At 52.1% G+C, this 11,558-nt stretch carries 10 protein-coding genes; 5 read left to right on the top strand and 5 right to left on the bottom strand.

Annotation, left to right across the window (positions count from 1 at the left end):
* Positions 1-46: 46 nt before the first annotated feature.
* The 5 genes from proX (at position 47) to emrB (ending at position 6,272) form a co-directional block, all read left to right on the top strand.
* Positions 47-1,042: a glycine betaine/L-proline ABC transporter substrate-binding protein ProX gene (gene proX / locus NAZ64_RS04360; protein WP_001216618.1), complete on the top strand. Its 996-nt coding sequence runs from the start codon at positions 47-49 to the stop codon at positions 1,040-1,042.
* Between the two features lie 164 nt (positions 1,043-1,206).
* On the top strand, positions 1,207-2,391 hold the full coding sequence (locus tag NAZ64_RS04365; RefSeq protein WP_000165772.1) for an MFS transporter: 1,185 nt from the start codon (positions 1,207-1,209) through the stop codon (positions 2,389-2,391).
* 496 nt (positions 2,392-2,887) lie between these two features.
* Entirely contained in the window at positions 2,888-3,418 is a 531-nt protein-coding gene (gene mprA, locus NAZ64_RS04370; RefSeq protein ID WP_000378431.1) for a transcriptional repressor MprA, read from the top strand.
* A gap of 126 nt (positions 3,419-3,544) precedes the next feature.
* Positions 3,545-4,717, top strand: coding sequence for a multidrug efflux MFS transporter periplasmic adaptor subunit EmrA (emrA, locus tag NAZ64_RS04375; protein WP_017441159.1), 1,173 nt, complete (start codon positions 3,545-3,547; stop codon positions 4,715-4,717).
* Between the two features lie 16 nt (positions 4,718-4,733).
* Positions 4,734-6,272 carry a multidrug efflux MFS transporter permease subunit EmrB gene (gene emrB, locus NAZ64_RS04380; protein WP_001187297.1) on the top strand — a complete coding sequence of 513 codons (1,539 nt, stop codon included), beginning with the start codon at positions 4,734-4,736 and terminating at the stop codon, positions 6,270-6,272.
* A gap of 48 nt (positions 6,273-6,320) precedes the next feature.
* On the opposite strand, the gene NAZ64_RS04385 is transcribed toward emrB, so the two are convergent.
* From NAZ64_RS04385 to yqaB, 5 genes are all read right to left on the bottom strand, one after another.
* Positions 6,321-7,691 carry a carbohydrate porin gene (locus NAZ64_RS04385; protein WP_483640878.1) on the bottom strand — a complete coding sequence of 457 codons (1,371 nt, stop codon included), beginning with the start codon at positions 7,689-7,691 and terminating at the stop codon, positions 6,321-6,323.
* A 345-nt stretch (positions 7,692-8,036) separates the two neighbouring features.
* Complete coding sequence (gene luxS / locus NAZ64_RS04390) at positions 8,037-8,552, bottom strand: S-ribosylhomocysteine lyase (RefSeq protein WP_001130194.1); 516 nt, start codon at positions 8,550-8,552, stop codon at positions 8,037-8,039.
* Between the two features lie 149 nt (positions 8,553-8,701).
* Complete coding sequence (gene gshA, locus NAZ64_RS04395) at positions 8,702-10,258, bottom strand: glutamate--cysteine ligase (protein WP_000611821.1); 1,557 nt, start codon at positions 10,256-10,258, stop codon at positions 8,702-8,704.
* Positions 10,259-10,334: 76 nt separating this feature from the next.
* Positions 10,335-10,760: a YqaA family protein gene (locus tag NAZ64_RS04400; RefSeq protein WP_001279499.1), complete on the bottom strand. Its 426-nt coding sequence runs from the start codon at positions 10,758-10,760 to the stop codon at positions 10,335-10,337.
* The gene (gene yqaB, locus NAZ64_RS04405; RefSeq protein WP_000271296.1) at positions 10,757-11,323 is read right to left on the bottom strand and encodes a fructose-1-phosphate/6-phosphogluconate phosphatase; all 567 of its coding nucleotides are present in this window, start codon (positions 11,321-11,323) and stop codon (positions 10,757-10,759) included. The genes NAZ64_RS04400 and yqaB overlap by 4 nt, the downstream gene beginning before the upstream one ends.
* Between the last annotated feature and the right edge of the window lie 235 nt (positions 11,324-11,558).

Below are 11,558 nucleotides of genomic sequence, written 5' to 3' on the forward strand. Positions count from 1 at the left end.
GCGCTTACCGGGCTTACAACTCCCTACCATAATTAAAGGAACAACGATGCGACATACTGTGATATTTGCCTCAGCGTTTGCCACCCTTGTCACCGCCAGCGCTTTCGCTGCCGACCTGCCTGGCAAAGGCATTACCGTCCAACCTATCCAAAGCACGATTTCTGAAGAGTCCTTCCAGACGTTACTGGTCAGCCGGGCGCTGGAAAAGTTGGGTTATACCGTAAATAAGCCGAGTGAAGTCGATTACAACGTAGGCTATACCTCCATCGCCTCTGGCGATGCGACGTTTACCGCCGTGAACTGGCAGCCGCTGCATGATGATATGTATGCCGCAGCAGGCGGAGACAACAAGTTTTACCGCGAGGGTGTCTTCGTCTCCGGCGCTGCGCAGGGCTATCTGATCGATAAAAAAACCGCCGAGCAGTACAACATCACCAATATCGCTCAGCTAAAAGATCCGAAAATCGCCAAAATCTTCGACACCAATGGCGACGGAAAAGCGGACATGATGGGCTGCTCGCCGGGCTGGGGCTGCGAAGCCGTGATCAATCACCAGAATAAAGCGTTTGATCTGCAAAAAACCGTTGAGGTCAGCCACGGTAACTATGCGGCGATGATGGCTGATACCATTACCCGTTTTAAAGAAGGCAAGCCGGTGCTGTATTACACCTGGACCCCGTACTGGGTGAGCGACGTAATGAAGCCGGGTAAAGATGTCGTCTGGCTACAGGTGCCGTTCTCCTCCCTGCCGGGCGAACAGAAAAATATTGATACTAAACTGCCGAACGGCGCGAACTATGGGTTCCCGGTTAATACCATGCATATTGTCGCCAATAAGGCATGGGCGGAGAAAAACCCGGCGGCGGCGAAACTGTTCGCCATCATGAAGCTGCCGCTGGCGGATATCAACGCGCAGAACGCCATGATGCATGCCGGTAAATCGTCTGAAGCCGATGTTCAGGGCCATGTGGACGGCTGGATCAACGCCCACCAGCAGCAGTTTGACGGCTGGGTGAAAGAAGCGCTGGCCGCGCAGAAATAAGATCGTTTTTTATGCCGGATAAGGCGCAGTTCATGCGCTGCTATCCGGCCAACGCAATCTCTCCTCAAAGCGCACGATTCATCACGTCACCGTTCCCCTTTATTCATCAACATCCGCTATGATTGTTTTCCCAGGAAATAATTATCTGAATCACGATTACCATCATGACGAAACCCACTCATGGGCTTAGCCCGGCGCTGATCGTTTTAATGTCTGTGGCCACGGGTCTGGCGGTCGCCAGCAACTACTACGCCCAGCCGCTGCTTGATACCATCGCGCATCACTTTTCGCTTTCCGCCAGCTCCGCAGGGTTTATCGTTACCGCCGCGCAGTTGGGCTATGCCGCTGGCCTATTGTTTCTGGTGCCGCTTGGCGACATGTTTGAACGCCGAACGCTGATTGTCTCCATGACGTTGCTGGCGGCTGGCGGAATGCTAATCACCGCCAGCAGTCAGTCGCTTAGCATGATGATACTCGGAACGGCCTTAACCGGACTGTTCTCCGTGGTGGCGCAGATTCTGGTTCCGCTGGCCGCCACGCTTGCGACGCCCGCCACCCGCGGTAAAGTGGTCGGCACCATTATGAGCGGCCTGTTGCTGGGGATCCTGCTGGCGCGAACGGTCGCCGGACTGCTGGCAAACCTCGGCGGTTGGCGCACCGTATTTTGGGTAGCGTCGGCGCTGATGGCGCTGATGGCCGTCGCGTTGTGGCGCGGACTGCCAAAGCTCAAATCCGACACCCATCTTAACTACCCGCAACTGTTGGGTTCTGTATTCAGCCTGTTTATTCACGATAAGCTGCTACGTACCCGCGCAATGCTGGGCTGCCTGACCTTTGCTAATTTCAGCATCCTCTGGACGTCAATGGCCTTTTTGCTCGCCGCGCCGCCGTTTAGCTATTCCGAGGGGATGATTGGCCTGTTTGGCCTGGCGGGGGCCGCCGGCGCTTTAGGCGCGCGTCCGGCTGGCGGATTTGCCGATAAAGGTAAATCTCACCTCACCACCACGTTCGGCTTACTGCTGCTGTTACTCTCCTGGCTGGCTATCTGGCTTGGGCACACCTCGGTACTGGCGCTGATTATTGGCATTCTGGTACTGGACCTCACCGTTCAGGGGGTACATATCACCAATCAGACGGTCATCTATCGTTTGCATCCGGATGCGCGTAACCGGCTCACCGCCGGCTATATGACCAGCTACTTTATCGGTGGCGCTGCAGGGTCGCTGATTTCCGCCTCCGCCTGGCAACATGCCGGCTGGGCCGGCGTTTGTCTGGCGGGTGTCACGGTAGCCTTACTTAATTTACTGGTCTGGTGGCGAGGTTTTCACCGACAGGAAGCCGTAAATTAAGCGGATAGTGAGCGTTTACCTTTGTTTAAGCTCCTTAGGGTGTTAAGGAGCTCCCCAGTCTGTTAAGGTTATGCTATTCATTTATCATGGTTATTTTTATACCGGTGAAGAATAATATAATTCTATGGAAAGCCCTGCATCCCCATCTGCTCCCAGGCCAATAGCGCCCGTTCAAGGATTCGAAGGTCGTTCACCGATAGCTATCCGTGATATTCCGGTGGCTTTTGCATCGGGTTGTAAGGCCGTTTACCCGGCTTTCGCCCCTCCCGCTTATCGTTCTCTCCTGATTTTTTCATGCAGGCACTCACGCTTTTCTCGTCATTCCTGGATTTGCCGCAGGCGGCGCTTTACCGGGCCCAATGTTCCCGCTGGCGTCTCAGTCTGCGTATCATTGGTTGCTTTATAGCCTGAAAGAATGATTTTGTATTAATAATACATTTACTTTATTTGTCACTGTCGTTACTATATCGGCTGAAATTAATGAGGTCATGCCCAAATGGATAGTTCGTTTACGCCCATTGAACAAATGCTAAAATTTCGCGCCAGCCGTCACGAAGACTTTCCTTACCAGGAAATTCTTTTGACTCGTCTTTGTATGCACATGCAAGGCAAGCTCCTGGAAAACCGCAATAAAATGCTGAAGGCTCAAGGGATTAACGAGACGTTGTTTATGGCGTTGATTACGCTGGAGTCTCAGGAAAACCACAGTATTCAGCCGTCTGAATTAAGCTGCGCGCTGGGTTCATCTCGCACCAATGCGACACGCATTGCAGATGAGCTGGAAAAACGCGGCTGGATTGAGCGTCGTGAGAGCGATAACGACCGCCGTTGCCTGCATCTGCAATTAACGGAGAAAGGCCAGGCATTTTTGCAAGAAGTGCTTCCACCTCAGCATCATTGTCTGCATCAACTCTGGTCATCACTTAGCACAGCCGAAAAAGATCAACTTGAGCACATCACTCGTAAACTCCTGACGCGTCTTGATCAAATGGAGCAGGAAGGCACTGTTCTTGAGGCGCTGCGCTAAAGCGCCGACCCGCTCAAAAATCCAGATTAATAACAGGAAAGCGGACAGGCCGGCACGCATTACTGCTGGCCTTTCTGACAACAGGTCGGCTCAGCCGATGTGAATAATAAGATCGTGGAGAACAACATGAGCGCAAATGCGGAGATCCAAACCCCGCAGCAACCGGCTAAGAAGAAAGGCAAACGCAAAACAGCGCTGCTACTTCTTACCTTGCTCTTTGTTATTATTGCCGTGGCATATGGAATTTATTGGTTTTTAGTATTGCGTCATATTGAAGAGACAGATGATGCTTACGTGGCAGGGAACCAGGTTCAAATCATGGCGCAGGTGTCAGGTAGCGTGACGAAAGTCTGGGCTGATAACACCGACTTTGTAAAAGAGGGCGATGTTCTGGTCACGCTCGATCAGACTGACGCCAAACAAGCGTTTGAAAAAGCTAAAACGGCGCTGGCCTCCAGCGTGCGTCAGACGCACCAGTTGATGATTAACAGCAAGCAGTTGCAGGCGAATATCGACGTGCAAAAAACCGCCCTGGCGCAAGCGCAAAGCGACCTTAACCGTCGTGTGCCGCTGGGTAACGCCAATCTTATTGGCCGTGAAGAGCTGCAACACGCCCGCGATGCCGTCGCCAGCGCGCAGGCACAGCTGGATGTCGCCATTCAACAGTACAATGCCAACCAGGCAATGATACTCAACAGTAAACTGGAAGATCAGCCCGCGGTTCAACAAGCGGCGACCGAAGTGCGTAACGCCTGGCTGGCGCTGGAGCGTACCCGCATCGTCAGCCCAATGACCGGTTATGTCTCCCGCCGCGCCGTCCAGCCTGGCGCGCAAATCAGCCCCACCACGCCGCTGATGGCCGTGGTGCCTGCAACCGATCTGTGGGTGGACGCTAACTTTAAAGAGACCCAATTAGCGAATATGCGCATTGGGCAGCCAGTGACGATTATTACTGACATTTATGGCGACGACGTAAAATACACCGGTAAAGTCGTCGGTCTGGATATGGGGACAGGCAGCGCCTTCTCCCTGCTGCCCGCGCAAAATGCGACGGGTAACTGGATTAAAGTGGTTCAACGTCTGCCGGTACGCGTCGAACTGGACGCCCGCCAGTTAGAACAACATCCGCTGCGTATTGGTTTATCGACGCTGGTCACCGTGGATACCGCTAATCGCGACGGTCAGGTACTGGCCAGCCAGGTACGAACGACGCCGGTTGCCGAAAGTAACGCACGCGAAATTAATCTCGCGCCGGTCAATAAACTGATCGACGACATCGTACAGGCTAACGCGGGTTAATCCTGAGGTGCGTGTGATGCAACAGCAAAAACCGCTGGAGGGCGCGCAGCTCGTCATCATGACGATCGCGCTGTCGCTGGCGACATTCATGCAGGTGCTGGACTCCACCATTGCCAACGTGGCGATTCCGACCATCGCCGGGAACCTGGGTTCTTCCCTAAGCCAGGGGACATGGGTTATCACCTCTTTCGGGGTGGCGAACGCTATCTCGATTCCCTTAACCGGCTGGCTGGCGAAACGTTTTGGCGAAGTCAAACTGTTCATGTGGTCGACGGTCGCCTTTGCCGCGGCCTCCTGGGCCTGTGGCGTATCCAGCAGCCTGAATATGCTGATCTTCTTCCGCGTGGTGCAGGGCGTGGTCGCCGGGCCGCTGATTCCGCTCTCGCAAAGCCTGTTGCTGAATAACTATCCGCCTGCAAAGCGCTCCATTGCGCTGGCGCTCTGGTCAATGACCGTCATTGTCGCGCCGATTTGCGGCCCGATTCTGGGGGGCTACATCAGTGATAATTACCACTGGGGATGGATTTTCTTCATCAACGTGCCGATTGGCATCGCCGTCGTCCTGATGACGTTACACACGCTGCGCGGACGTGAAACGCATACCGAACGGCGACGTATTGACGCCGTCGGTCTGGCGCTACTGGTGATTGGCATCGGCAGCCTGCAAATTATGCTCGACCGCGGTAAAGAGCTGGACTGGTTCTCCTCGCAGGAAATTATCATTCTGACCGTGGTCGCCGTCATCGCCATCAGTTTCCTGATCGTCTGGGAACTGACCGACGATCACCCTATCGTCGATCTTTCTCTTTTTAAATCGCGTAACTTCACTATTGGCTGCTTGTGCATCAGCCTTGCCTATATGCTCTATTTCGGCGCCATTGTTCTACTGCCGCAGCTTTTGCAAGAGGTGTACGGCTATACCGCAACGTGGGCAGGTCTGGCGTCGGCGCCAGTCGGCATTATTCCGGTAATTTTGTCGCCGATTATCGGACGCTTCGCGCATAAACTGGATATGCGCAGGCTGGTCACGTTCAGCTTCATTATGTACGCCGTCTGTTTTTACTGGCGCGCCTGGACGTTCGAACCGGGTATGGATTTCGGCGCTTCCGCATGGCCGCAGTTTATTCAGGGATTTGCCGTCGCCTGCTTCTTTATGCCGCTGACCACCATTACGCTCTCCGGGCTACCGCCCGAACGGCTGGCGGCGGCATCAAGCCTGTCGAACTTCACGCGAACGCTGGCGGGCTCCATCGGCACCTCGATTACCACCACTATGTGGACCGATCGTGAGTCGCTACACCATGCTCAGCTCACGGAGTCGATTACGGCGTATAATCCAAACGCTCAGGCTATGTACGATAAACTGGAAGGCTTAGGGATGACGCACCAACAGGCGTCAGGCTGGATAGCCCAGCAAATCACGAATCAGGGGCTGATTATTTCCGCCAACGAAATCTTCTGGATGTCGGCGGGGATCTTCCTGGTGCTGCTCGGCCTGGTGTGGTTCGCCAAACCGCCCTTCGGTGCGGGCGGCGGCGGTGGCGGCGCGCACTAACTATCTGATAAAAGGGATCTGCGGATCCCTTTTTTAGTAGACCAACAATCAGAAGAAATATTTGAATCTCAGACGCCCGCCGTAACGCGCATCTTCACTGTTATCGCCATTATTCGGATTGGCCTCTACCCATGAAGCATAGGCACCGAGGTAGATGTTAAAGTTTTTCATATCCATCACGTTGGGGAATAAATATGAGGCATGAATAGTGTGAATGTCATAATTGCCGGGATCGGTGATCCAGCAATCGTCCTCACAAACGGCATCGATATTGGTAGCATTGAAGGCTTCGATTTTGTTATGCGCATAGATATAACCCAGTTCAAATCGATGCCACAGCGCATTCACTCCAGCGGTAAAATCTGTCTCATCGGTCGCATCCATATAGGCGGTATTCAGGTTAATCACTGCGCCATCTTCCGGGTCAGTTTTTTGACCATTCCAGGTCATGGTAAAACCATAGCCCGTACGATCTGACTGATCGATCCACTTCCCATTCTCATAATAGCCATAGGCGTTGTTAACGACGTTACTTTCCATCGCTATCGCCGTTGAAAAACGCCCGTTTTGCCAGGCGATAACCGGACGGACGTAAGCCACATTTTTATCGTTGGTTAAATCCATTCCATGGTACTGCTTCTCGGTATATAACGTACTGCCATTTTCCAGCAATGTGTTAACTTCGAAATACCAGTTGTCGATGGTTTTACTCAGCAGGAAGTTACCCCCACTGTCGCTACGTCCCCGTCCTTCTTTCATCATATAGATATAGCCGTAACCGTCACTGTAAAGATCGTTCGCTGTATTCCCCGAATATTCAATAAATGTATCCTGATTCAGCGGGAACATATCGTAGGCTTCAAAACGACCAACCTTAATTTTCCAGTCATTCTCACGACCAAAGAAGAAAACGGCATCATCAAGGTTCATTTTTCCGGTCAGGTCCGCCAGAGGCTGTACAGAGAATCCGGCAAAATTACCATTGTCCAGCCGCTGGTAGCCATCAAAGCCCAGCAACAGGCGCCCGTTAATATCCCAGCATTCATTGGTTCCTGATGCCCAATCTTTATTTGCTGACGTTCTCATCGAGGTCAGGCTACCGGAACGGCTTGCCGCATCCATATTAAATTCGACATCGCCATAGAACTTAATATCGCTGAATCCGGATAAGGTCAGCTTCGGCGGCGTTTTACCTGCTGCAATGGGCTCGGCAGACTGGACATTCACCGTCGGCGTAGCGGCGACCTGCTGCTGTTTCAACGAGCGAATTTGCGCCTCGGCATCGGATGCCCGTTTTTCAGCATTAACAACACGTTGTTCCAGTTCAGCCAGACGCTGCTCAATAGTGATATTATTCGCTGCCCAAAGGTTATGAGAAAAGCAAGCACCGATCATCAGCGCCAAATATTTAGCCTTCATTTTTTATCCCTTAAGTTTGATGTATACCAGATAAGATTTGCTAAAAACCCCATCGACCGGCTATTAGTAGAGTCTTGTTATTACCTGGATATCTGGCGCATTCCATTATGTTTTTCTATTAATTATTTATGATTTTTAGTTTATGTGATCAATACACTCTGGCATCGTGAGTTATCCGCCTTTTCTGTTTGCCAGATCACATTTTATTATTTAACAGGCCAGGCATTACTTAATTTAAAATGTATTCTCGCCGCAAATATAATAAACGTAAATTATATTAAGCAATAAAAAACCCCGGCCATAAACCGGGGTTAATTTAAATACTGGAAACGCTTACCAATAAGACTAAATATGCAGTTCCTGCAGCTTTTCTTTCGGCAGCGCCAGCTCTTTATTGCTGTTCACGCGCACATCACGCTCCAGAATATGACGGGCAATGTCCTGCGCTTCACTGAGCGAGTGCATCTGATACGTACCGCACTGGTAAACGTTCAGCTCCGGGATCTGGTTTTGATCCTGCACTTTCAGCACATCCGCCATCGCCGCTTTCCAGGCGTCGGCAACACGCTGCTCGTCCGGCGTGCCAATCAGGCTCATGTAAAAGCCGGTGCGGCAGCCCATCGGCGAGATATCGATAATCTCAACGCCGTTACCGTTGAGGTGGTCGCGCATAAAGCCAGCAAACAGATGCTCAAGCGTATGAATCCCTTTTTCCGGCATCACTTCTTTGTTCGGAATGCAAAAACGCAGATCAAACACGGTGATTGCGTCGCCATGCGGGGTGTTCATCGTTTTTGCAACCCGGACCGCCGGCGCTTGCATCCGGGTATGATCGACTGCGAAGCTATCTAATAATGGCATTTAGTCACCTCCGATAATTTTTTAAAAATAAACTGAACTCTTTGTTCCGGGGCGAGTCTGAGTATATGAAAGACGCGCATTTGTTATCATCATCCCTGTTTTCAGCGATGAAATTTTGGCCACTCCGTGAGTGGCCTTTTTCTTTTGGGTCAGGCGTGTTTCGCAAGCCACGCGGCAAACGGCTCGGTATCCGCCGCCTCAATCTCCTGCTGACGACGTACTGAAGCGTCACGTTCAGCAATAAACTCTTCTTCCTGTAAAATCTCCAGCGGCTCTTCGCGTAACAGATTACGGTAAGCCTCACCGAACGCTTTCCCGGTGCCGCCAATGCCTTCATCAATCATAGACCGTAGGATCCGGGCGGAGAATGTCAGTTCAGGATTATCAAAGCAGGCGACCAACTCGTCACACACCTTTTGATACTCCTCTCCCCCGTGGATACTGTCCAGCGTTTGCGCCACGCGTTTCAGATCGCGGAAGAGATCTTTTCCTACTTTGGGCAGCGGGAATTGCGCAGTTTCACAGCCAATGCCTAACGTCAGGCCCGGCTTACGCCCTTCCAGAATAACGCGATTCCAGTTAGTACGCGTACATAACAGCTCATCGCTACTCATTTCCGGCGCATCGGCCAATACGCACCAGACCATAAACAGATCGAGGAAGCGCACCTGTTGCTCGTCTACGCCGATCGGTGAGAACGGGTTAATATCGAGAGAACGAACTTCAATATACTCAATACCACCACGCAGAAGCGCGTCAGAAGGCGATTCGCCGCTGCGCGTCACGCGCTTGGGACGAATGGGCGCGTACAGCTCATTTTCAATTTGCAGAACGTTGCTGTTAATCTGTAGCCGCTTACCGTCTTTTTCCACACCAATCCGCGCGTACTCCTCGGAAGGGGTTTTAATCGCCCGCTTCAGACCTGCCACATACTCATGCAAATCGTTAAACGTAATTCCGAGATTGCTTTGCGACTTATTGGTATAGCCCAAATCACTCAAACGCAGCGACGTCGCATACGGCAGGTAGTACATACCGCAGTCCGTTTTTTCAAACGGTAATGTGGTTGGCTTCCCTTGCAGGAAAGAGGAACAAATGGCCGGAGACGCGCCAAACAGATAGGGGATGACCCAGCCAAAACGGTAATAGTTGCGAATCAGACGAAAATAGCCGGCAGAAATTTTTTCTTTTGCCGCTTCGCCTTCCGTAACGCCGCATTTCGCCTGCCAGAACGCCATCGGTAATGAAAAATTGTAATGTACGCCGGAGATGGTTTGCATCAAAGCGCCATAACGATTTTTCAGCCCTTCGCGATAGAGCGTTTTAAAGCGCCCGGTATTGGATGTGCCGTACTGCGCCAGCTCTATGTCCTGCCCTTCCGCAATATAGCAGGGCATACTTAATGGCCACATCCGCTCATCGCCCAGTTTCCTGGCCGTATACCGATGGAGATCGCGCATAAAAGTGAGCATATGCTGGATATCGCCATCGACTGGCGTAATAAACTCCAGTAGGGCTTCCGCAAAATCCGTGGTAATCCATTTATGGGTCAGCGCTGAACCTAACGCTTCAGGATGACCTGTTGTCGCCAGCGTGCCATCAGCATTGACACGCAGCGTTTCGCGCTCTAACCCGCGCTGTATCCCCTTTAACGCCTGAGGATGTTTTTCCAGCCAGGCCAGAGCCTGTGATACGTCCGGGATCAAATTGACCTCCCGCCTGTCCAAATCGTTTTAATAAGCATAACTGTAATGGCGGCCATACATGCCAAACCTACAATTATTACCACCACATCATGCCCTGAACCGTCGCCGCTGCGAGCGCAACATAGCGCAGCGCCTTACCAAGACACAAAAAAAAGATCGTCCGCCCCCACGGGATGCGCATCCATCCCGCTAACAGGCACAACAAATCACCGATGACCGGCATCCAGCTTAATAATAGTGTGGCTGCGCCATAACGCTTTAGCCAGCCAGTCGCTTTTTCCTGCCAGCGCGACGTTTTGCGCAGCGGAAAGAAACGCCCAAGAATAACGTTAGTTACCCCTCCAAGGCTATTACCCATTGTTGCTGTTAAGACTAAGACCCAAGGATGACTGACGCCGGAGACCAGCATAGCAACCAAAACCACCTCAGAATTACCGGGTAACAGCGTCGCGCTGAGAAAACTACTGGCAAACAGAGACAGGAGCGACAGTCCGTCACTCACAATAGTCGAACATCCACGGCATCCATTCCCGCCGCCCGCGCCGCCTGTAAACCAAAATCGGCATCTTCAAATACCACGCACTGCGTCGGCATGACGCCCATCCGCTGGGCGCACAATAGGAAGGTGTCAGGCGCAGGTTTGTGATGCTGTACGTGATCTGCCGCCACAACCGCATCAAAATAACGACGCAGCCCCAGATGCGCTAACAAGGCTTCCGCGATAGCGCTTTCGCTACCGGTACCGACCGACATGGGGCGCCGCCCATGCCACGCTTTAACCACCTCAACCAGCGGCAGTGGTTCTACGCAGTCCAGCAGGATGCTTTTTACCGCGTCGGTTTTCTCACGCGCCAGTGACAGGGGATCAAGATCGGCATGGTTAAGCTCAATGATTGACTGGGCGATAAGCCAGGTTGGCGAACCGTTAAGCGCGACCATTGCCTGTTCATCAAAACGAAGACCATAGCGCCCCAAAACCTCACGCCACGCTTTGCGATGCGTGGGTTCGGTATCCAGGAGAGTACCGTCCATATCAAAAATCAAACCAGCATAACGTGCGTACATCGTGTTCTCGCAAACCGAATAACCAGACAGTACTTTATCGCAATTGGTTGATTTTGTCGCTAATAGAGATGAAGAGGTGTGTTCAGGATAAGGGGAAAAGCGATTGCAGGGCAGTGACGTATCCGGGAGGTTATTCGCCTTATGGGCCGTTGCTGACGCAACGTTATCCTTCTGATGCCAGCGGTGATTACCGCTATCTTATCTGCATCTTCATCGCTGAAAGTACGGAGAATAT

It is taken from the genome of Salmonella sp. A1325 (assembly GCF_056991255.1).